The organism is Pseudomonas sp. LARHCG127 (assembly GCF_052871455.1).
Map to the genome: position 1 here is coordinate 1 of NZ_JBIXJT010000032.1, position 22575 is coordinate 22575.

19 protein-coding genes are annotated in these 22575 nt (G+C 62.5%); 2 read left to right on the top strand and 17 right to left on the bottom strand.

What is annotated here, in order from left to right; translation table 11 throughout:
* Positions 1–417: 417 nt before the first annotated feature.
* Complete coding sequence (locus tag ACIPQ1_RS28350; RefSeq protein WP_446535129.1) at positions 418–1356, bottom strand: alpha/beta hydrolase; 939 nt, start codon at positions 1354–1356, stop codon at positions 418–420.
* A 161-nt stretch (positions 1357–1517) separates the two neighbouring features.
* On the opposite strand from ACIPQ1_RS28350, the gene ACIPQ1_RS28355 reads away from it, so the two are divergent.
* Positions 1518–2060: a hypothetical protein gene (locus tag ACIPQ1_RS28355; RefSeq protein WP_250965340.1), complete on the top strand. Its 543-nt coding sequence runs from the start codon at positions 1518–1520 to the stop codon at positions 2058–2060.
* A 65-nt stretch (positions 2061–2125) separates the two neighbouring features.
* Here the strand turns inward: ACIPQ1_RS28355 and ACIPQ1_RS28360 are convergent, their stop codons facing one another.
* From ACIPQ1_RS28360 to ACIPQ1_RS28435, 16 genes are all read right to left on the bottom strand, one after another.
* Positions 2126–2920 (bottom strand): carbohydrate deacetylase, encoded by a 795-nt coding sequence (locus tag ACIPQ1_RS28360; protein WP_411385081.1) that lies wholly within the window; start codon positions 2918–2920, stop codon positions 2126–2128.
* Positions 2892–4067: a GNAT family N-acetyltransferase gene (locus ACIPQ1_RS28365; RefSeq protein WP_411385080.1), complete on the bottom strand. Its 1176-nt coding sequence runs from the start codon at positions 4065–4067 to the stop codon at positions 2892–2894. The genes ACIPQ1_RS28360 and ACIPQ1_RS28365 overlap by 29 nt, the downstream gene beginning before the upstream one ends.
* 5 nt (positions 4068–4072) lie before the next feature.
* Positions 4073–4762, bottom strand: a complete 690-nt coding sequence (locus ACIPQ1_RS28370) for an N-acetyltransferase (protein ID WP_186708603.1) — start codon at positions 4760–4762, stop codon at positions 4073–4075.
* Positions 4759–6708 carry a hypothetical protein gene (locus ACIPQ1_RS28375; RefSeq protein ID WP_250965605.1) on the bottom strand — a complete coding sequence of 650 codons (1950 nt, stop codon included), beginning with the start codon at positions 6706–6708 and terminating at the stop codon, positions 4759–4761. The genes ACIPQ1_RS28370 and ACIPQ1_RS28375 overlap by 4 nt, the downstream gene beginning before the upstream one ends.
* 263 nt (positions 6709–6971) lie before the next feature.
* Complete coding sequence (locus ACIPQ1_RS28380) at positions 6972–8276, bottom strand: oligosaccharide flippase family protein (protein WP_186708605.1); 1305 nt, start codon at positions 8274–8276, stop codon at positions 6972–6974.
* Positions 8273–9277: a polysaccharide deacetylase family protein gene (locus tag ACIPQ1_RS28385; protein ID WP_250965593.1), complete on the bottom strand. Its 1005-nt coding sequence runs from the start codon at positions 9275–9277 to the stop codon at positions 8273–8275. Before ACIPQ1_RS28385 ends, ACIPQ1_RS28380 begins: the two co-directional genes overlap by 4 nt.
* 12 nt (positions 9278–9289) lie before the next feature.
* Positions 9290–10426 (bottom strand): glycosyltransferase family 2 protein, encoded by a 1137-nt coding sequence (locus ACIPQ1_RS28390; protein ID WP_446535130.1) that lies wholly within the window; start codon positions 10424–10426, stop codon positions 9290–9292.
* Positions 10419–11378: a glycosyltransferase gene (locus ACIPQ1_RS28395; protein WP_250965595.1), complete on the bottom strand. Its 960-nt coding sequence runs from the start codon at positions 11376–11378 to the stop codon at positions 10419–10421. The genes ACIPQ1_RS28390 and ACIPQ1_RS28395 overlap by 8 nt, the downstream gene beginning before the upstream one ends.
* A complete protein-coding gene (locus ACIPQ1_RS28400) occupies positions 11375–12745 on the bottom strand; it encodes an O-antigen ligase family protein (RefSeq protein WP_446535131.1) in 1371 nt (456 codons plus the stop codon). Before ACIPQ1_RS28400 ends, ACIPQ1_RS28395 begins: the two co-directional genes overlap by 4 nt.
* Positions 12742–13845: a glycosyltransferase family 4 protein gene (locus ACIPQ1_RS28405; RefSeq protein WP_250965597.1), complete on the bottom strand. Its 1104-nt coding sequence runs from the start codon at positions 13843–13845 to the stop codon at positions 12742–12744. Before ACIPQ1_RS28405 ends, ACIPQ1_RS28400 begins: the two co-directional genes overlap by 4 nt.
* Positions 13842–15434, bottom strand: coding sequence for a GumC family protein (locus ACIPQ1_RS28410; protein ID WP_411385076.1), 1593 nt, complete (start codon positions 15432–15434; stop codon positions 13842–13844). The genes ACIPQ1_RS28405 and ACIPQ1_RS28410 overlap by 4 nt, the downstream gene beginning before the upstream one ends.
* 15 nt (positions 15435–15449) lie before the next feature.
* Entirely contained in the window at positions 15450–16472 is a 1023-nt protein-coding gene (locus ACIPQ1_RS28415) for a polysaccharide biosynthesis/export family protein (protein WP_186708624.1), read from the bottom strand.
* A 20-nt stretch (positions 16473–16492) separates the two neighbouring features.
* Entirely contained in the window at positions 16493–17137 is a 645-nt protein-coding gene (locus ACIPQ1_RS28420) for a CpsD/CapB family tyrosine-protein kinase (protein WP_411385075.1), read from the bottom strand.
* The gene (locus ACIPQ1_RS28425) at positions 17138–17884 is read right to left on the bottom strand and encodes a sugar transferase (RefSeq protein ID WP_411385074.1); all 747 of its coding nucleotides are present in this window, start codon (positions 17882–17884) and stop codon (positions 17138–17140) included. It lies immediately after the preceding gene.
* Positions 17881–18936, bottom strand: coding sequence for an NAD-dependent epimerase (locus ACIPQ1_RS28430; protein WP_411385073.1), 1056 nt, complete (start codon positions 18934–18936; stop codon positions 17881–17883). Before ACIPQ1_RS28430 ends, ACIPQ1_RS28425 begins: the two co-directional genes overlap by 4 nt.
* Positions 18933–20297: a UDP-glucose dehydrogenase family protein gene (locus ACIPQ1_RS28435; protein ID WP_411385072.1), complete on the bottom strand. Its 1365-nt coding sequence runs from the start codon at positions 20295–20297 to the stop codon at positions 18933–18935. The genes ACIPQ1_RS28430 and ACIPQ1_RS28435 overlap by 4 nt, the downstream gene beginning before the upstream one ends.
* 375 nt (positions 20298–20672) lie before the next feature.
* Here ACIPQ1_RS28435 and ACIPQ1_RS28440 point away from each other — a divergent pair, with 375 nt between their 5' ends.
* A complete protein-coding gene (locus ACIPQ1_RS28440; RefSeq protein ID WP_411385071.1) occupies positions 20673–22370 on the top strand; it encodes a sulfatase-like hydrolase/transferase in 1698 nt (565 codons plus the stop codon).
* Positions 22371–22575 lie beyond the last annotated feature (205 nt).

Genomic DNA, 22575 nt, shown 5'->3' on the forward strand with positions numbered 1-22575 from the left:
TCGCTCCCACAAAGGATCAGCGGTGCAGCGATACCTGAGCCCCCTCAAAACCACTGTGGGAGCGAGCCTGCTCGCGAAGGCGGCGGTACAGCCGACATCTCCCTCAACTGACCCACCACCATCGCGAGCAAGCTCGCTCCCACAAGGGATCAGCGGTGCAGCGATACCTGAGACCCCCTCAAAACCACTGTGGGAGCGAGCCTGCTCGCGAAGGCGGCGGTCCAGCCGACATCTCCCTCAACTGACCCACCACCATCGCGAGCAGGCTCGCTCCCACAAAGGATCAGCGGTGCAGCGATACCTGAGACCCCCTCAAAACCATTGTGGGAGCGAGCCTGCTCGCGAAGGCGCCGGCACAGCCAACATCGCTACTAACTGACCCACCGCTTCCCACAGGAGGCATGGAGGTTCAGTGGCTCAACCCGCTTTGGCCGGGGCAGGGGGGGCATTGCCGGCGACGGGCGCTGCTGAGCTCTTCATCAATGCATCCAAGGCCTGTCGATAATGCTTGCCCGCCAGGCTCATGCTGTTGTTATGCGTCGCCCCAGGCACCAGCAGCAGGCGCTTGGGTTCCCGGGCGGCGTTGAACAGTTGTTCACTGAACCGTGGCGGCACGTAGCGGTCGGCGGCGCCATGGACAATCAGCAGCGGCATGTTGATTTCGCCGATCTTGTCGATGGAGTCGAACTTCTGCGACAGCAACCAACGCACCGGCAGGGACGTATTCGCCATCGCGGTGGCGACATCGCCCAGGGAGGTAAAGGTGGATTCGATGACCAGGCCCCGGACCCGGGCTTTGCCATCCTTCTCCACCTGCTGGCCGAGTTGCGCAGCGAGGTCCACCGCGACGGCGCCCCCCAGGGAATGGCCATAGATCAGCCGCAGGCTTGGGTCCGGTTGCAAGACTTCGAGACGCTCCCAGGCGATGCGTGCATCTTCATAGACGCTGGCCTCCGACGGCAGCTCCCCGTGGCTTTTGCCAAAGCCACGGTAGTCGATGGCCAGTACCGAATAGCCCAGCGCCCTCAATTGCTGGATACGAAACAATTGGCCAGTCAAATTCCAGCGTACGCCGTGCAAATACAAAATGGCCGGCGCGTTCTTGCGTTCGGCCGGCCACCACCAGCCGTGGATATTTTCCCCGGCCTTGAAGCTTTTGGGCTTGAGGTCAAATTCCTGCACACCACTGGGCAACCCACTGAACCAGCTCGCCGTTCCCGGCTCGATGCGAAAGACCAGTTCTCGTTCCTTGTGCTGCAACACCCCGCAGCCCACCGGCAGGCCGATCACCAATGCGCTCATGCACAGCCAAGCCAACCAGCGGCGTTTCAGGCCAGAAAGTAAGAGTGAAGACATCGATGCCATTCGCTACTCGAAACCGAAGATGCCTTGTAGCAGATTCTTCGAAATCGACGCAGGGATTTCGGGCTGTCATTCGTCTGAAGCGCGCTTGTCGGCGCTGGAAAATCCCCCAACCCTGTGTCTTACTCCCTGTTCCTTAGGGGGAGGGCAACGCGATGCGACGTAGAAGCGCACAGTATTGGCTTTGGGTGAACAGCCGGTTGCCGGCGCGTAACCACGAAGAGACCCTGGAAGACGGTACCCAGGTCGAGGTTCAAGCAAGAATCAATCAGCAGGGCATGACGCAAGTCTTCGTCTGTGTTTATCGTCCGAATGGATCCGTTTGGGTCGAAGAGTTCTACGACCGCACCTTGCATGAACCACTGGCCCAGGCGTTGGAATGGGGCCTGGACCGGGCGCGGGATATCGTCGCCGGTACGGCGTGTTTCAAGGCACCCCACAAGATCCAGGCGACCCTCGGCCCGTTGATTCAGGACGAGTGTGCCCTGGCCCTGCGGCGCATGGACATGAGCGAGGAAGAGCGGCGCAGTCTCAAGGCGCGGGATGCGTGGGCCGAATACCTCAACGCCAAGGAAGCGATGTTGGCGCTGATGCGTTCACCCCGGGTGGATGCCAATGTCTGGGAGGCGCAGAAGCGCCGGTTGCGTGAGGCCATCGATCGCCGTGCCTCGCTGGCGCGGCTGAGCCTCGGTGCTTGAACACGGTAGTTGAAACAACGAATGAGCTGTAGCGAGGGCCCTCGCCACAGGTATACGCGTCCCTGTCAGTGCCTATCCCCATGCTCAACCAGCTTCAACACCCGCGTGGTCCGGCCATGCGCGACCTTGGGCACGCCCGCCAGGCGCTTGTGCAGTACGTGGGTCAACGAGTCTCCTGGCATCAGGCTGGCATCGCCAAAATCTCCGTCCAATTGCAGCGGATGAACAATGACCTCGAGCGAGCCGTGTTCCGGCGGTGCGGCGTGGTCCAGGTCGGCTGGCGTGCAGACGTAATCCGCTGTCGCCCCGCACAGGCTGCGCAAGCGCCGGTTGAGCAGGGTCTTGAAAATGCGCTTGGGCAGGTTCAAGTTCACCCCCAGGTTGCGCGCCAGGCGCATGGGCACGCCTTGCCGGGCGGCGAAGCGGGCCACCAGTTCGCCGATGGGCCAGATATTGTGCACGTGCTGATGAGAGTCGAGGTGGCTGGGGCTCAGGCCATGATCCAGACAACGTTGCCATTGCGCATGGAGCTCATCTTCTACCGCCGCCAGGTCCTTTGTACCCAGGCGCAGGCAATACCGCGACAGGTTCAGGTCGAACTGGCCATTGGCGTCGCAAAAAAGCCGGCGCGATGCGATTGCCTGGCCCAGCGACGGGCCGTAGCTGAGATTGAAGTGCAGGCCGACGTGGCCGTTGAGCAGCGGTTGCCGGGCCCATTCACAGGCTTGCTCGAAACCCGGCATGTTGGCCATGGCCGAGGCGGAACTGATCACGCCGGTCTCGAAGGCCCGCAGGATCAATGCGTTTGCGCTGAGGCTGAGCCCGAAGTCGTCAGCGTTGATGATCGCTCGGCGAGGCATGGGTGTGCTCCTGGGGCTTGGTGGAAGACGATGACGTCGCCGCGGTTGGTTTAGTCTTGCGCTTGCCAAGCCATGGTTTCAGGCTCTTCCAAAGCCGCAAGGCGAAACCCAGGAGCAAACCATCAGGCTGCCAGGAATAAAAACTCCAACGCCAGTGTTCCAGCAGGCCGGTCATGCGCTCGTGCAATTGATGGTTGGAGTTATTGAGACTGACCCGCGACGCATCGATCCAGCGCCAGTTTTCGTCCAGCCCCCAGCGAATCCACTCTTCAAGCAATACCCGGCCGCTGCCCAGGTCGGCATGCTGCGGCAGGAACGCCAGGTTGTAATCGTACAGCCGGCCCTGGTCCAGCAGGCCGAGGCGATAGCTGATGCACTCGCCGTTCAGCTCCAGCAGCACCACCCGCACCAGGCCTTGGGCGGCGAGGGCGGTGAAGGCGTGGTTCATCCATTGCTGGCGCCTGGGGTCGGCGAAAATGCCGACACCTTCCTCGCCTTTCCAGCTGACCGCCTCGACGTCGGCGAGGGTTCGCAGCAATTGCCCCATGCTGATGGCATCCGGTGTCACCCGGCGGATCTCGGCGCCACAGGCGGCGATCCGCTTGCGCGCCCGGCGCAATTTGTAGCGTGGATCGCCGGATATCTCTTGACGGTCACTGTCATTGATCAAATGCACCGGAACCCGGCAACTGAGCCGCCGTTCTCCGGTTGAACTCAGCGCCATCCAGGCGCTGAGGACGCTTTGCTCACCGATCGGCTCGATCACTTCATTCAATTGCAGCAACGCGTGAGGCAAGTGCTGACGGATCTGCATCAGCGCCTGCCCCATGTCTTCGGCGTCCAGGCGCGCCAGCAGGGCGATGCGGTCGGTCATTGGAAAACCCAAGTGATGCAACACTCGGAACCGCAGCCCGCCGATACGTTCACGTCCTGATATCAGGGGCAGGCAAAGGCACAAGGCCTGGTCTTGCCAGCCCAGCAGGACATGCAACTGCTGCTCGGGCAACAGGGCGAATTCCGCCGCTTGCAGCCAGGCCAGGCTATTGAACGGTGTTGCGTCGGCCACCTGGGTCAGCAGCTGTTCATAAGCTGATACAGGAAAATCCGCTGCGCCCAGGGAGCGACACCATTGGAACCGGATCGCCATGGGGATCAGGCCGCCGACGTCGAGGCAGCCGGCTGCGCCGGTTTACGGAACGCGTCCAGTGCCGTGCCGGCGTAAGACGTATTGCGCAGGAACCGCCAAAGACCGAACAAACGGTAGAGGTGGGTGATCTGCCCGCGCTCCTGGAAGCCCATGCGGATGTGCATCTTGATCGCCTGGATGTTTTGCAGATCGCAGACATCGACCATCGTGCTGCAACCCTGGTCCGCCATGACTTTCCACACCTCCAACTGCATGTCCGCCGAGATACTGGTCCCCCAGTATTGACGAATCGCCTCGCCACCGAACTGAAAGTATTCGCCAGGCTTGATCGGAAAGTTGCAGCGGTAGAAATGGCGGTCGAAATAGTCCCGTGTACTGGCCCAGGCGAAGCCCACGCTGTCGCCCTGATCATCCAGGTACATCAAGCCGGTGTAGCCTTCGGCCGCCAACTCGCGCATGGTTTCGACGCGGTCGCCGAAGTGTCGGGCAAACGCATCGGCGTTGCTGACCGTGATGAACTCCAGGCGCATCGGTGGGTAGGGCTTGAGGTTATGGGGGGGGAGCGGGGTCCGTATGTCATGCTCCAGCCATACCAGTCGGGTGTGGGCAAATACGTAGCGTCTGCACAGCTGCTTTAGAACGGCGCGCAGACCTTTTTTCTGGATGCGATCACGCAATGTTTGCAGAGCGTTCATGGTGCCTCCTGACGGGTGGCAGGGTTGGGGGGAAGGGGAGCTGTCCAACTGAGGGCGAACACGGTTTCCCCTGGCAGGAGGAACCCGACCTGGCCGGCCTTGCACTCAAGCGCAGCGCTGTGGCTGCGGTTGTCCGGGCCGAAATACATCAAGGTCATGCCTGGCTGAGGGCAGGCCGTGCCGTCGAGGCTGACCTGATGGGCTCGCGTGCTTTTGTTCACGCCCAGCAGATTGCGTTGTTTTCCGGTGGCCATGGCCAGTACGTCGACTTCAAACGCGTCGTTGTCCAGGCGCAGCACCTGGTCGAGCCAGTGCTGTTGGATGAACTGCTGGGCCAGGCCCACGGGCTTGAGCTCGAAGCGCTGGTCGTCCAGCACCCGCACCATGCCTTTGGGGTATTCGGGTTCGTCGGCGAGCATGAACCAGTTGAGCATGTCGAGCCAACCATCCGCGGAGGCGTTGATTGCCACCGATGTCCACCACAAGGCGGCGTAGTGGGTTTCCTGGTCGTAAGGGCTGAGGCTCGAGCCGCTGGACATATTGGTCTGGTCCAACAGCAACGCCTTGCGGGGCCGGCCCTGGCTGTCCAGCCCCACCAGGTTGGCGGCCTGACGGACGCTGTCGCGGTAGACCCGGGTCGCCAGCAGGTCGCGGATCATCCATTCGTGCCAGGCCAAGGCGTCGATCTGGTCGTCGGACGTCGCGAGCAGGCGCCGTGCCCAGTCGATCCCGCGCTTGTCAGCCGCATTATCGGTGAAGGGGCCGTTGGTGAACCGGGAGCTGGCGGGTATGGCGATGCGGACACCGGCGCGTGCGTTGGCAGGGTCGGCGCGGACCTGGGCCGCCATGCTCTGGAACAGTTGCTGGAAACTGGCGAAGTCTGGGTAGTTCAGGTTTGGCTCATCGGCAAAACTGAGGTAATGGATACCGTTGCCGCCCGAAGCCCGGGTCGACATGAGCCAGGCTTGCAAACCGCTGAGACTGGTCCGGTCGGCCTGCAGATCCGCCCGGCGCTGGGTAGCGGCCAGCAGGGTGATGTCCTGGCTGATGCCGAAGCGGCCCTGATACAAACGTCGGAAGGCGTCTTCATGATTGACCTTGGCCGCCATGACATCGACAAAACTGTAGAGGCTTGCCGCCTGGGGTTTGAGCGCATCGAGCATCGCGTAGCTGGAGGGCGGCAGTAATTCGTAGGGCAGGTATATGCCCAGCTTGGGGGTCGTGCCGAGCGTCTCGTCGTGTAGCGTCAGGTGGGTCTGCCCCGGATCCTGGCGCACCGGTTGCAAGTGCGCCGGGTCCTGGGCGAACAGGTTGGCCGTGCCGTCCAGCCAGAACGCCAGCTTGCCATTGCCCTGTACATGCAGGCGCCAGACTTGTTCAACATCCGTCACCGGCAGGGCCACTTGGTCGAACTGCCAATAGGCGCGGTACGGCTTGAGGTTCAGTTGCAGCTGTTTGCCATCGGCGACGCGCCGGGCTTGCAATGCCCGCGCGCCGCCGTGGAACTTGCCTGCCAGCACCGCCTGTTCGCCGGCCGCCACTTTGAAATACAGCTCGTCGCCATCGTGGGCTTCAGCACTGAAATGCACCTTGGCCGGAGCAAACAGGGCGCGGGTGCGGGCGTCGTGTTCGACGCTATAGCGCCGGAAACTGTAGCCGGGAATCTCCAACCGATAACTGGCGGCGCCGGGCAGCAAGGGCCATTGTTGCTCTCCGCGCACCTGGTCGGCCTTGACCAGGCGTTCGCCCGCCAACCGCCCGTGGCCGTCGAGCAGATACACGTGTTCGGCATTGGCCTCGGCCTGCCAGGCGGGCACCCAGCGTACGGTGACAGCATCCGGACGGTCGGTTTGCAGGTACAGGCTGCCGTCACGGATACCGGTCCACTGCATGGACGCGGCTTGGGCCGAGGTGGCCAAAAGCAGGAAACACAGGCAACCGCTCATTTTGAGCATGCGCTGCACGGGCCTCATCGCGAGCAAGTTCGCTCCCACAGTTGATTTGTGGTGGTCATGAAAATTGTGCTCGGCGCCAGGCTTTTGTGGGAGCGAGCCTGCTCGCGATGGCGCCGTCACACGCAACATCAGCGCCAACTGATCCACCGATTTCGCGAGCAGGCTCGCTCCCACAAGGGATTTGTGGTGCTTACACATACCGGACCCTGTGGGAGCGAGCTTGCTCGCGATGGCGGTTTTGCTGGCAACGGTGTTCACGCGGATTTCCCCAACAGCATCTGGCGCATCGGCAGCAAATCGCTGGGCAGGATAATCAGTGTCTGCCACGGCGCCACGCCGCTCAGGCGGCAATACATCACCAGCATGGCAACGGTCACGCCCAAGTAAGCGATGGACGAAGCGGCGGCGGCGCCGACGATGCCGTAGCTCGGAATCAGGATCAGGTTCAGCGCCAGGTTCAATAGCGCCCCCACGCCCATCAGCAACGAAACGCTGCCGGGGCGGCCCTTGCCCAGCAGGTCCAGGCGCAGGATGCTCGCGTAGCACAACCCGAACACCCCAGGCAGCAGCGCCAGCAGGGCCGGGTACGCCGGTTGATAGGCGATGCCGAACATGGTGACGATCAGCCATTCGCCGACCAGTACCATGCCCAGGCAGGCGGCGAGCATGGCCGTGGCGGTCAGGCGCAAGGCCAGCGGGGTCAGGCGCTTCATGTCTGTGTCTTGCTGCAGCAGGCGTTTCATCAGTGGCGTGGTGACCGCTTCCGGCACGATATGCAGCAGTTCAGCCGCGGCGCTGGCCATGGCGTAGTGCCCCAGCGCCGTGCTGCCCAGCAGTGCACCGATGAACAGGTAATCCGAGCGCATCATCAGTTGCTGGAACAAAAGGTCCGGATGACTGCGGACACCGTAACGCAGCAGTTCGTTCTGGCCGGTGCGATCCCAGCGCAGCGTGAACGCATGATCTCGGCGCAACCACATCCAGCCTGCCAGTACGACCAGGCTCAGGCCCGCCAGCCAGCTGATCAGCGCCGCTTCCAGCGCCGTGTCTTTCCACATCCAGAACAGCGCCACGAACAGCAACAGCGGGACCAGGGATTCCATCAGCCGCAAGGCATTGAACACACCGACGCCACCGGAGGCGTTGTGCAGTGTCAGCAGGCCGCTCTTGAGTACCGCCAGCGGCACGGCCAGCAACAGCAGCCAGGCCAGCAGCCCCAGTTGCAGGGTGATGTCCAGTTCGGCGCCGAACCCGCGCACCAGCGCCACCACCAGCAGCGTCAGCAACCCCGCCAGCAGGCAGCCGAAGACCAGCACGTGGCTGAGCAACAGGCTCATCGAGCGATGCTGCGCCGCCTGATAACCCACGGCAGAATTCAGGCCTCCACTGGTGGTGGCGCTGATCAGGTCCGGCAGGGTGCTCAGCAGTGCCAACAGCCCGCGTTCACTGGGCCCCAGGATCCGTGCCAGCAACACGTTGCGCAGCAGGCGCAGGCCGATCATTGCCAGGCTCGTGCCCATGCTCAACACCAAAAGCCTGATGTAATGTGCGCGATTCATGAACGGGCTCCTTGGCGAATGCGCCAGGCCAACAATTCAGGGTGGCAGGCGTTGCGCTGGCTGACGCCGAAACGCGGCAGGTTCAAAGGGTCGCCATCGTTGCGATACAGCCCGGCCTCGGTGCCCAGTGCGAAGGCAAAACCGTGGGCCGCCACCTGTTGGCGCACGCGGGCATCGTTATCGCCGTTGGGGTAGCAATACACCGGCAAGGGTTGGGCGCAGCCGTTTTCCAGGGCTGTCCAACTGCGGGTCAGTTCTTCATGCAGGCGCTGGTCGTCCAGCCCGGTCAGGATCGCGTGGCTGGCGCCATGGGGGCCGAAGCGGACCAGGCCGGAATCTTCGAGCAGGCGCACCTGGGGCCAGTCCAGCGCTTGGGGTTGCGAGCCGTGCGGGCAGGCCTGCGTGAGGTCGCTCAAGGTGCGCGGATCGAGGGTCTTGAGGCTTTGCAGATAATGCAGCAGCGCCAGGCTGCGGCGCTCATCGTCGATATCATCGAGCAGCACCGGCAACGGCCGCCCGACGTGTTGCAGCTGCTCGATCAGCGAATGCCGTGCCACCTGTCCGTGGCTGCCCCACAGGGTTTCGCCGATGCTTTCCCACCAGAAGTGCTGGCGACTGCCGACGAAGTCGGTGGACAGGAAAATACTCGCCGGCACCTGGTATTGGCGCAGCAACGGAAAGGCATTCATGGCGTTGTCGCGCCAGCCATCGTCGAAGGTCAGGGCCACTCGCGGCCGGTTGGGGACGCTTTCAGGGTCGGCGAGCAAGAGGGTCATCAGCGGCACACATTCGAAATGCCGTTGCAGCCAGATCAGCAAATGTTCAAACGCATCGGGCCCCACGCACAGCTCGTTGCGATGGGGCAATTCGGCGGCGCGGTCGTTGTTCAACACGCGATGCAACATCAGGATCACGCCGGCGCCACGCAGGGGGTGGCGGCCCAGGGACGTGTTCAGGTACAACCAGCCGCCGGTGCGCTTGAAGACGTGTTTGATCGACATCGGCCCTTCTCCTTAGCGATTCTGCTCGGGGTTCCATTGGCTGTAGCGCTGGCCCCGCAGGAACTGCCAGAGCCCGATACTCATGCCCGCCAGTGTCACCAACACGAACGCCGCCAGGCGAAAGGGCCGGGGCAACCGATGGCCGGCGTCCATCAAGCCGACCAGTGCCATGGCGTAGCCGAGCAACTGCGCCACCAGGCTCAGGCGATAGAACGGATGGTCGTCCCACAGCCAGGCGTTGCTCAGCAACAGCGGCAAGAGCAACACCGGCGCCAGGCGGCGGATCAATTTGTGGCTGATCAACCCGATGGCGTAGAGGCCGTGACGCAGCGGGTTAAGTAGCTCCCGGCGCTGGGCCAGGCTCTGCAACCCACCGACGGTGACTCGCTGGCGGCGGCGAAACTGCTTGTCGGCTTCGTCCACGCCCTGGTCGGTCACCCGGGCTTGGGGTACGTAGACGATGGATTTGCCGGCGGCCGGCGCGCAGGTGCTGAGGAAAAAGTCATCGTTGACCTGGGCTGGGATCGGCTGGAACAGAACCCTGCGTAAAGCCAACAGGGCACCGTCGGCCGAGACCATGCAGTCGGTGCGACTCTCCAGCCGCCGCAACCAGCCTTCGTAGTGCCGATACAGGCTATCGCCCAGGCTCAGGCCCTTGCCCGGCACGGGAATCTCCATATGGCCGGCACAGGCGCCAACCTCAGGATCCCCTAGCGGTACCAGCAGATGGCCGAGGGTGTCGGGAAACCATTGATTGTCGGCATCGGTGAACACCAGGATGTCGCCGCTGCTGTGGGCCACGCCGGTATTGAGGGCGGCCGCCTTGCCCTGGCGTGGCAGGTCGAGCACGGTAATCCGCGGGTCGATGACGTTGCGCGCGCAGGCCACCGTGTCGTCCGTGGAACCGTCGCTGGCAAGGATGATTTGCAGCGAGCGCGCCGGGTAATCCTGGGCCAGCAGCGTGCGCAATTTCGCTTCGATGTGCCGCGCCTCGTTATGGGCAGCAATGATGATGCTGACGTCCATGGGCACTGCCGTGATGTAGCGGCGTACCGGAAACAGCGGGGCGAGCAAGGTCAACAGCACGGGGTAGCCGAGGTAGGCGTATACCGGCAGCAACAGGCAAGACCAATACAGATATTCAGCCACGGGCAGGTCTCCTGACGTTCCGTTGGAAAAGATTGAGCAGCAGCGCGGCACCGGTCAGGTGCAGGCGCACCCCGTGCAAGGTCCACAGTTGCAAGGCCAGGCGCGGGTCGCGTTGGCTCTGGCGCAGGCTCAGCACCAAGGCCGGCAATGTGCTGATGAACAACAGCATCAGCCCCAGGCGCGCCTGGCCTTGAAGCAAGGCGATCAGTGCCAGCAAATCCATGCCCCAGGTGCCAATGGACAGCGCGGGAAACCGCAGCAGGCGCAGGCTCGGCCCGTGGCTGCGCAACAACTGCCAGTGACTGCCCTGGCGCCACAGCTCCTTGCTCATCCATTCGCGCCAGCTGCCTTCATAGCCCCAGTGCAGGGCCACGCTTTCGTTGACCAGCAACAACTGCGCACCGGCTTGGCGCAGGCGCAGGGAGAAATCCTTGTCTTCACCCGTGCGCAGGGTCTCGTCGAAACCGTCGACCCGTTCGAACCAGGCGCGACGCATCAACAGATTGGCGCTGGGTAACCATTGCACGCGATGCAAGGGGCGGGAGCCCGGACGCTGACTGCGGCGCTGCCAAGCCTGTGCAAACCACGGCGCTTGGCCGGGCGTATCCAGGTCAAGCGCCAGCACATCGCCCTGGCGGCCTTCCATTTCGAGCAGTGACTTGAGCCAGTCGGCCGGCATTTCCATGTCGGCGTCGATGAACGCCAGCCATTCCCCACTGGCGACCGCCGCGCCACGGTTGCGCAGGGCACCGATGTGCACGCCAGGTACGATCAACACCCGCGCGCCCAGCTCATTGGCGATGCGCGGACCGTGGTCGTCGGAGCCGTTGTCCACCACGATCAACTCGCAATCCAGCCGCGCCTGGCGAGCCGCTTCCAGCGCCGCCAGCAGTGTACGGCCGATGTGCCGGGCCTCGTTGTACATCGGGATAATGATGCTTACGCGGCTCATGAACGGGCCTCCTGCGGCTCGGCCTGTTCGGCGTCGTAGCGCAAAATGCTGGTCAAGGCGAGCATGATCCACAGCAACTTGTGGTTCGGCGCGCTGAGGAATATCAGGAACAACGCCAGCGACAGGAAACTCATGCCCAAGTGCGTCAGCAGGTCCGCCTGGGCCCAGTCCCGGCGCTGGAGCCAGAGTTGGCGCGCGCGCATCAGGTTATAGAGGCCCAGCCCAATCGTAGCGACAAACATCAAGCCGCCTGGTACGCCGATTTCGCTGAAGATTTCCAGGTAGGTGTTATGGGCCTGGCGGTACAGATCGCCCATTTTGCGATTGGCCGAGAATGCCTTCGCGTAGCCGGTGGGGGCGTAGTGCTGCGGAAACGTCCCGGGGCCGGAACCGAGAATCGGATTTTCTCGGATCATCTGGCTGCCCACCACAATGTAGGAGGCGCGACGACCCAAGGAACCGTCCTTGTGGGCATTGGTGCCGGAACTGAGGATGCTCAACGACTGGATGCGTGCCACGTAGCCAGCCGGCATCACGGCGACTGTCACCGGAACCATGAGTGCCAGGCCGAGCATCGCGAACCCCAGGTGCCGAGGACGTATGCGAGGTAGCTGCGCCCGATAGTGATACAAGCCGATCATCAGACTGAGCAACAGCACAACCAGCCCTGAACGCGATTCGGTCTTGGTCATCCCGCCCAACAACAGGATGAAAGCGCCACCCCAGAACAACCGGTGCAACAGGTTCTGGCTGCGTAGGGTCAGCAGCAATGCCAGCGGTACGGTAAAGGCAATCAACAGTGCAAAGGCGTTCGGGTCTTCCAGCAACCCCGAGGCGCGGCCCTGATCCTGGTACCGGGCTGAAAACATCGCGAGCACGCAGGCCGTGGCGACGCTCACCGTCATCAGCCGGGCGAACATATCCAGGTTCAGCTCGCGGCCGATCAGCAGCGCGATCACAAACAGAATCAGCCCTACGGCGAGTTCACGCAGATGCGTCAGGGACACGCCGATGTTTTCCGAGATCAACAGGCTCAGGCCATACAACGCCATGAAGCCGAGTAACGGCTTCCAGATATTGCTGCGCAAGCGCGTCCCTGGGATCTGGTGCAAGGCCAACTGCAGCATCAGGATCAGGATCAGCGCTATGCCGAGGAATTTGCTGCCGGAAAACGCGTTGTCCTTGAACAGGCCTTCGAACGGCAGCAGCGCGGCAATGCCTAGCAAACCCCAGCTGGGCTTGCGGTACAGCATGGCGACGCCCACCAGGCCGAACACTGCGCCTGGTGCCAGGAACGGATAAGGACTGGCCAGCAATGCCAGGCAGACCAGCCCCAGCAGACTGACGATCGAGAGCGGGACGATCATGGTCGAGCCTCCCGTGCCGTGCGGATATAGAGTTGTGACCAGCGTTCGGCCAGCGTGCGCAGGTCGTAGCGGTCGCGTTGGGTGCACCGCGCATTGTCGGCGAGGATCCGCGCCAGGGGCGGTTCGCTGAACAGCGTTTCGATCTGGCGGGCCAGCGCCTCGCTGTCGGCCGGTGTAGCGAGCAGGCCGTTGTGGCGGTCTTGCAGGATATCGGGAATGCCGCCGACGCCGAACGCCACCACCGGCACGCCGGCCTGCATGGCTTCGAGCAGGATCATCGGCGTGCCTTCGGTGCGTGAACTGATCACCAGCGCATCGAGGCGGCTCCACCAGCCGTCCATGTCTGTCTGATAACCAGGCAGTTCGATGCGTGTGGGCAGCCCGGCATCGGTGATGCGTTTGAGCAAGGACTGGCGTTCCGGGCCGTCGCCAAGCATCACCGCGTGCAGCGACGCATGGCGCTGGCACAGCGGGATCATCGCGTCGAGGAACAGGTCCGGGCCCTTCTCGCTGCTCAACCGACCGACGTAGCCGACCCGCCAGCGCTGCCTGTCGGCGTGGTGGGGCAGCGGCGTCGTGACGGCGGGCAGGCCGTTGGGGATCACATCGAGTTTTTCCGCTTTCACGCTGGCCTGGCGGTGCAGCGCCGCGATGCTTTCGGCCACGCAAACCACCCGCTTGACCGGTGCGGTACGGCACAGTTGCAGGCTCAGCCACGTATAGAACCGCTGCTTTGGACTGCGCGGCGTGAAGCCGTGCTGGGTAATCACCAGCGGCAGGCGCAGCATCGTGGCCGCCGACCAGCCGAACAACAGACCCTTGAAGTTGTGGGTATTGATCAGTGGTCGCTCGGCGCGCCGTTGCCGCAAATGTTGCAACAACTCGGCCCAACTGGCGCAGTGGTGGCAATCGACTCCGGCCTGGCGGAACCGCGTGATCAAGGTTGGCGGCGCCGCCAGGAACACCACCTGATGTTGGCCGGGTGTCGCCAGGCAATGATCGAGCAGCATCCGCTCGGCCCCATAGAAGCCGCCGCTGTCGAGCAAATGAATGATCGACAAGGGGCTGTCATGGCGGGACGGGCCGAACGGCGCGTTCAATTTCTCACCCAATGGACAAGGCTGGGCAGGCTCCAGTTGCGGTGTGGATTGATCTGCTCGGGTGACTGCTCGTTGATCACCAGCAAGACCGGCAGATCCAGTTGCTGGCTGATTTGCGCTGGGTGCTTGAAGCGATGGTCGAAGAACTCACGCACATAGACCAGGGCGATCGCCAGCAGCAGGCCACTGAACATGCCGAAGACAATGATCAGCATCGGCTTGGGAAAGGCCGCGGCGGTGGGTTCGAACGGCGGGCTCAGGACCCGGGCGTTGGACAGGTCGTTGTCCAGCGAACGTGCGGTGCTGGCCTCGGCAAAGCGTTGGGCATAAGTCGAGAAGGCCGCATGCAGGGCGTTGATCTCGGTGTCCATCTGCCGCAGCTTGCTCTGGGTTTCCTGCAACTGGTGGATGCGTTCCTTGAAGGCTGCGATGCGTTCGACTTTCTGATTGATCACCGAGCTGACCACCGCCAGGTCGGTGGTGCGTTCCTGGATGCGGTTGTTCACCACTTTGAGGAACTGCTGGCGCGTGCGCACGATCTGCTCCCGGGCCAGCAGCATGGGTTCGCTGCTGGGCTGGAAGATCGCCAGGTCGTTCATGTAGCGGCTCACCTGGCTGGTCAATTGCTCGCCCATTTGCCGGATTTCCCGGTCTTCGAAGGCGATGTTGTCCACGGTGGTGGTGAAGGTGAACGGGAAGGTGTAGTCGTTGAACCGCGAGCTGTTCGCCGCCGCCAGGCTGGTCTTGAGGTAATCGAGCCAGCGTTGGCTTTGCAGCAGGCGATCCCGGTACAGGTTCAGGGCCTGCTCCTCGGTGTTGATCGCATTCAAGCGGAACGTGATTTCTTCCTTGGGATCGGAAGAGCCGACGCCTTCAAGCAGCGTCAGGCGGTTGCCTTCCAAGCCGTCAAGGCGCGTCTGGTATTGGGCTTTCTTCTGCTCGTAGAAGGTCTGCGGCAGTTCGATCGACTGCAGGTCCTGGCGGTTGCTGAGGTAGTTCTGCAGCAGTTGCGCCACGAACCGGGTGCCTTGGGCCGGGTCGCCGAAACTGTAGACAATGGAGATGACGTTCGAGCCGGGCAGCGTCTCGATCTTCAGGTTTTCGATGGCCTCGTCGGTCAGGGTATCGAGCACGGTGTCGCGCACCGGATCGACCTCAAGCCCCAGGCCATCGCGCAGCGGATTGACGACGTACTCGCGCAGGGGCTGGGTGATGTAGCGCTTGAGCGGTTCGCTCACCCATTTGTTGAGAATGCCGGGGCTTGGGGTGTATTCACCCTGTTCGCGCAGGACACTGATGGTCTGCCGGATCAGCGCCGGCGAGCGCAGGATATTGCTCTCGGTTTCCATGTCCGCCAGGGACGGCGGGATGAAGGTGGCGTTTTCCTGGTTCAGCGACGTGGTGGCGTCGCCCTGGGAGAGCTTTTTCGACTGGACGATCACCTGGGCGGTGATGTCGAAGCTCTGCTTGAGCATCAACGGCAGCACCAGGGCGATCATGGCGAAAATCAGGAAGACGCGCTTCACCCACTGCTTGTTGGCAAAGAAGATCCTGAAGAACTCGTGCAGATAGTTTTCCTTGGGGTTCATGATCATTCACCTGGGTCAGTTGCCGCTGCTGTCGTTGTCGAGGTCGTAGCCGAAGCTGACGCCAACGCCCTGGAACAGCACCACATCGGCCAGTTGCCTGGCCATTTCACCGGCTTTGGCCAAGCCGGTCTTGGGCACATACAGCATGTCTTCCGGTTGCAGGTAGGCGATCTGCGAGGCGTCACCGCTCAGGGCCTTCTCCACGTCGTAGTGGCGGGCTTCAACCTGATTGCCGTTGCGACGCATGATCACCACCGAGTCGAGCCTGGCCTTGACGTTGGTGCCACGAGCCAGGGTCAGGGCCTCGAGGACCGAGATCGGCCGGCGGATCGGGTAGGAACCGGGTTGCGCCACTTCGCCGAGGACATAGATCTCGTTGCCGGCGGTGGACTTGAGCAGCACATCCACCGTCATGTGGCCGGGCAGTTGCGCGTAGCGCTCGTTGAGGAAGGTTTCCAGTTGGGTGACGGTCATGCCTTGCAACGGCACCGAGCCGATTTCCGGGAAGCTGGCGTAGCCATCCCGGCCCACGATGATTTCCCGGCTCATGCCCGTGGCCGGGTGGGTCAGGGTGTTGCGCAAGTTCGTCTCGCCGGACAGCGGGCTCGTCACCAGAACGGTCAATTGGTTGCGGTTGGGTTGGAACAGCATCTTCTGGTTGTAGGCACGCTGCACCGCCAGGCGGGCTTCGTCGGTGGTCAGGCCGGCGACTTTCACCGAGGTGTTGGCGCCCGGCAGTTCGATGCTGCCGTCGGGCATCACCTGTTGCGTGCCGTTGAGCTGGCTGGCGGCGGTGAAGTTCAAGGCAACCTGATCGCCAGGTTGCACTCGATAAGCCTGGGACGAGGTCGTGTCGATGTGAAAAATCACGTCCAGCACATCCTGGGGCCTCAGGGTTTGTTCGACCCTGGGCATGTCCGTGGCCTGGGCGTTGGCCGGCGCGGCCGTGAGGATCTGCACCGGCATCGAGCGGGTATCGGTGGTGCTGGAGCAACCGGCAAGCGGCAGCAACAGCAGGACAAGCATCTTGGCGTTCATCTCGTCATCCTTTTGCAGGCTTACAGGTTGTTGTAGAGCCACTTGGGCATGTAGTACTTGCGGCGGTTGAACACGCTGCCGACCACTTTCGCGCCGGCTTGGGAAAGGCGCTGACGGGCGGCCTGGGCCACTTCCCAGCGGGTGTCTTCACCGCGCACCACCAGCACCACGCCATCCACCTGGGTGCTGAGCACCAGGGTGTCGCTGGCCGAATACACCGCGTCGCCGTCGATCACCACAAAGCGGTATTGCGCCGCCAGTTGCCTGAACAACGGGCGCAGGCGCTCGGGGCTCAGGTGGTCAGCATTACGGCCGAGGCGACCGTGGGGCAGCACGTCGAAGGGCAGGCTGGACGCCTGCACCACGCAATCCTGCAACAGGGGCGGGGCAAGGCTGTTGAACAGCAGGTCGGTGAAGCCGCGCTCCTTGTGCAACGACAGCTGTTGGCTGAGGTTGCGCGGTGACTGGCTGGCATCCACCAGCAGGACGCGACCGTTGCTCATCTGAGCCAGTTGCGCGGCCAGCGCCATGGCGCTGGTGCTGGTGCCGGTACCGGTGTTGGCGGACGTCAAGAGCAGGATCCGCAGGGAAGGGTCGAGCACGGTCGAGGTCAGGTTGGTCTCGCTCGGGCTGGCTATGGTCAGGATATTCGTTGAACCGTCCATTTAACTCGCTCCGTGGCCGCTGAAAACTTTGAAGGGGGTTAGCATCAGGATCTTCAAATCCAGCCACAGGCTTTGTTCAGCGATATAGCTGAGGTCCAATTCCACGCGCTGGTCGAAGTCGATATTGCTGCGCCCGGAGATCTGCCACAGGCCGGTCATGCCGGGGTAGATGCTCAGGCGCACAAGATGGTTGTCCTTGTAGCGATAGGCGTTGAACGAGGTCGGCCGCGGGCCCACCAGGCGCATGTCGCCGGTCACTACGTTGATCAGGTTCGGCAGTTCGTCGAGGCTGCTGCGCCGCAGGAACCGGCCGATGGGCGTGATGCGCGGGTCGTTGTCGATCTTGAAATCGATGGCATCGGCGCCGTGTTTGTTGAGGTGGCGCAGCGACTCCTTGAGGGCCTCGGCGTCGGCGACCATGGTGCGGAACTTGTACATGCCGAACACCCGCCCGCGATAACCGGTGCGCTTCTGTATGAACAGCACCGGGCCCGGGCTGGAAAACTTGACCAGCAGTGCCAGGCCCAGCAACAGCGGGCAGAACACCACCAGGATCGCCAGTGCGCCGAGGCAGGCCACGACACGGTTGGTGCGCGAGACCGTCCAGGGCCGGCCGCCGTCGCGACCGGTCAACCATCCACGGCCCTGGCGGTGGATGGCCGCGTCCAGGCGCCTGCGGTGGTCGGGATCGACACGTTTGTCGCGCCCGGGGGCGTTGATCTCGATGGCTTGTTCATGTCGGGTCATAGACTCCTCCGCTGAGGTTGGGCCGCGAGCGGCGCGTGGGCAGGCAGTGGGTAGTAATCGAGGAACCACTGGATGAAACGACCCAGGCCGTCGTCCAGTGCGATGCACGGCCGGAAGCCGGTGGCCCGTGCCAGGTCGCTGGCATCGGCGCAGGTGTTGAGCACATCGCCGGCTTGCAGGGGCAGCAGCTCGATGCGGGCGGTTCGTCCCAGGTGTTTTTCCAGCAGCGCGACATAGGTGCGCAGCGCCACCGGGTGCTGGCCGCCGATGTTGTAGATCCGCCAGGGCGCGCGGCTGGTGGCCGGGTCTGGTTGTTCGTGGTCCAGCAAAGGCGTGACCTGGGGCGCACGGTCGATCAGGCGGGCGATGCTTTCGACGATGTCGTCGATGTAGGTGAAATCCCGCTGGTGCTCGCCGTGGTTGAACAGTTGCAGCACCCGGTCTTCGGCGATGGCGCGGGCAAACTGGATCGGCGACATGTCCGGCCGGCCCCAAGGGCCGTACACCGTAAAGAAGCGCAGGCCGGTGCAGGGAATGCCAAACAGGTGGCTATAGCTGTGGGCCATCAGTTCGTTGGCTTTTTTACTCGCCGCATACAGCGATAACGGGTGGTCGACGTTGTCCTGGACTGAATAAGGAATGCGCGTGTTGGCGCCGTACACCGAGCTCGAGGAGGCGTAGATCAAGTGCTTGACCGGATACCGACGGCAGTTTTCCAGAATGTTCAGGAACCCGGTGATGTTGCTGTCGACATAGGCCTGGGGGTTTTCCAGGGAGTAGCGCACGCCGGCCTGGGCCGCGAGGTGAATCACCACGTCCGGGCGCCGGGTTTGGAACAGTTCATCAATGGCCGGCGCGTCGGCCAGGTCGAGCCGCGCCAAGGGGAAGCTGCCGACCTGGCCGTTCACCCAGGCCACGCGGTCGTGCTTGAGCTGCGGGTCGTAGTAGTCGTTGAAATTATCCAGCCCGCACACCCGATGGCCGTCGCGCAGCAGCCGCAGCACGACGTGGGCCCCGATGAAACCGGCTGCGCCGGTGACCAGGATGTTCATGCTTGTGGCCCTGGCGCCGGGGTGCCGGGCACGGTGTGGCGCAGCCCGATACCGCGATACAACAGCCCGGCGGCGGCCAGGTGTTCGGGGTTGTACAGGTTGCGGCCATCGATGATCACCCGGGCGCGCAACTTGCTGGCCAGCAGGTCGAAATCCACCACGCGAAAGTTCTTCCACTCAGTGCAAATCACCAGGGCATCGGCGTCTTCCAGGGTGTCATCACGGGTCGCGCAGAGGTTGAGGTCTTTGCGATAGCCGTAGAGGCGACGGCATTCGGACATGGCTTCCGGATCGTAGGCCTGGACCCGTGCGCCTTCGCGCCACAGGGCTTCCATCAGGTAGCGGCTGGGGGCTTCGCGCATGTCATCGGTGTTGGGCTTGAACGCCAGGCCCCAGATGGCAATCGACTTGCCGGCCAGGCCATCCTGGAACTGCTTGGCCAGTTTTTCGAAGAGGATGTGCCGCTGGCTGTCGTTGACGTCGGTGACGCTGCGCAGCAGGCGCAGTGGCATGCCGCTTTGTTCGGCGGTGTGCAGCAGGGCCCGCAGGTCCTTGGGAAAGCACGAACCGCCGAAACCGCAGCCGGGGTAGATGAAGTGATAACCGATGCGCGGGTCCGAGCCGATGCCTTTGCGCACCGCTTCGATGTCGGCGCCCAACCGTTCGGTGAGGTTGGCCAGTTCGTTCATGAAACTGATGCGGGTGGCGAGCATGGCGTTGGCGGCGTACTTGGTCAGTTCGGCGCTGCGGTTGTCCATGAACATCAGTTTTTCGTGGTTGCGGCAGAAGGGCGCGTAGAGCTCGGTCATCTGGTCGCGGGCCACTGGATCGGCGGTGCCGACGATGATCCGGTCCGGACGCATGCAATCGGCCAGGGCGCTGCCTTCCTTGAGAAACTCGGGATTGGACACGACGCGTACGTTCAGCTGTTTCAGGCCGCGCCGGGCCAATGCCTGGCGGGCGCATTCGGCCACCTTGTCGGCGGTGCCCACCGGCACCGTGGACTTGATGACCAGGGTGCGGTCGCTGTCCATGAAATCGGCGATCTGCCGGGTGACCGCCAGCACATGGCTGAGGTCGGCCGAGCCGTCTTCATCGGCGGGCGTGCCGACGGCGATGAAGATCAGCTCGCCATGATTGACCGCGTCGCTGGCCTGGGAGCTGAACGACAAGCGTCCGGCCTTGATGTTGTCTTCGAGCAGATTGGACAGTCCCGGCTCGCTGATGGTTGGCACAGCCTGTTGCAGTTGCCGGATCTTGTTCGGGTCGATATCGATGCATAAAACGCGGTGTCCGACGTCGGCCATTGCAGCCGCCTGGATCAGCCCGACATACCCCGTACCAAATACGCTCACGTCCATTTTTGGCGCGCCTCGCAAACCGAATGATGTAACTCGGATGAAACTGTTTAGAGGGGTATAGCGCAGCTTCAGAAAAGCGTGTCAGCAAAATGACAGTTGTCAGTGTTGGCAATTCATGTGAAATCGGGCCTTTTGATATCAAGTCATTGACTGTTCTAGCAAAGTGGCTGTTTTACTGGGGATGTCCGGCATTTAACAAAGCGATAAACGGTCGTTATCCATAGATTTTTATATTTTGTTACCTATTTTCGTGTCGTTTTTGGGGTAACTTTTTTTTGACGCGTGTTGTGGGTGGACGTTTCTTGCGCTTTGAAAGCCGGCTGCTAACGTGCAGGAACGAAGTGCTTTTGACACCGCGATCCGGTCGAGGAAAACATGGCCCGCTACCTCAAGGAATTGCTCCTGCTTTTGTACCTGCTCAAGGGGTACGACGCTTACCTCGACCGTCTCGACGCGTTGGGCCTGGGCTTGGCGACCGTGCTGTTCGGCGCCATGTTCGTGGTGCTGGTGCTGGCGCTGTGGTTGAGCGCCTACATCCGCCAGACGTTAGTGAGGCATGTGTTTGCCTTGGCGTTGTTTGTTTCGGCGGTGTTTTTCGAGGTGTACACCCAGGTCACGGACAGCTACCTGACCTACAGCCAGTTCGTTTCGCTGGTGTACTCGGGAGGTTTTATCCAGGAGGCTGCCTATCAATACCGCGAGGTGATCATCAACGCGGTGATCGGTGGCTTGTTGCTGTTGTTCGGCATCGCTCTCAAGCCTCGACGAACGCTGCGAGTGCCCGGTTATCTGCCTGTGGTCGCGCCCGTGCTGGGGGTGATGTTGCTCAGTGGCGTGTTGTTCGTGCGGGCGGGCGAAGGTGCGCGCGGCCTGCCGGTGATGTACACGCCGCTGGCCTATTTGAATCTCTTGGCCTACGAGTCCTTGCACAGCACGATCGGTCCCCGGGAGCCGGTCACCCTAACGCGGCGATCATCCTTGATCGAGCAGGACATAGTGCTGATCATCGACGAAAGCGTCGGCGGCAATTACCTGGATATCAACACCCCGTTTGGCGTGCGCAGCGGCCTGAAGACACCGCCCGAGGGCGTGGATATGTTCAATTTCGGCTACGCGGCGTCCATTGCCAATTGCAGCGCCGACACCAATGTCACCTTGCGCTACGGGGGGACGCGGACCGACTACATACGCATCAACAGCACTCGGCCGTCGATCTGGCAGTACGCCAAAAAGGCCGGCTTGCGTACCGTCTACATCGACGCCCAGCGCACCGGTGGCAACTTGCAGAACCTGATGACCGAGTTGGAAAAGCAGGATATCGATGAATTCGTCCAATTCGACCAGACCCGCGTGCGCGACCGCGACATGGCGGCGGCGGCGAAGTTGATCGAACTGCTGGACGATCACCAGGCTGAACTGGTGGTGATCAACAAGGTGGGGGCGCATTTCCCGGTACACGACAAATACCCCGACGACTTCATGAATTACCGCCCGGCCTTGCCGCGCGGGCAGTACCAGGAAGTGGCCGATACCGGCAGCCGCGACGGCTTCGATGGGCAGAAAGATGACTGGTTGCTGTACCGCAACGCGTACCAGAACACCTTGCTGTGGAACGTTGGCGAGTTCTTCAAGCGAGTCTTCCAGCAGGCCGATTTGAGCCGAGCGGTGCTGATCTACACCTCCGACCATGGCCAGGATCTGCACGAGCGTGGCAATCCTGGGCTCAACACTCATTGCGGTGGCGACCCGATGCCTGAAGAGGGGTTGGTGCCGTTGGTGGTGATCCAGGGTCGCCAATTCAATAGTCTTGATTGGCGTGGCGCCTGGGCGCGGAACAAGGATCGTTCGAGCCACTACAACATCTTTCCGACGCTGTTGCAGTTGATGGGGTATGACCCGGTTGGGGTTGAATCGGTTTATGGCAGGTCGTTGAGCCAGCCGACGGAGGATGAGTTTACGTTCAACTATCGTTTCAATGCGCGGTTGGGGGCGAAACCGGAGTGGAAGCATATTGACCTGGACCATATCGTGACGCCGCCTGCCGGCCAGGCCGAAATGGCGGCGGGGCATTGATTGAAGGCCCCTATGCGCTGGGCTCTTTGTGGGAGCGAGCTTGCTCGCGATGTCGGAGGGTCAGTTTGCGATGATGTCGGATACCCACAAGGTCTTGCACGACCCTGTGGCGAGGGAGCTTGCTCCCGCTGGGTCGCGCAGCGGCCCCAAAAAAAGCGATGAGCGCTGCGCACTCAAGCGGGAGCAAGATCCCTCGCCACAAAAG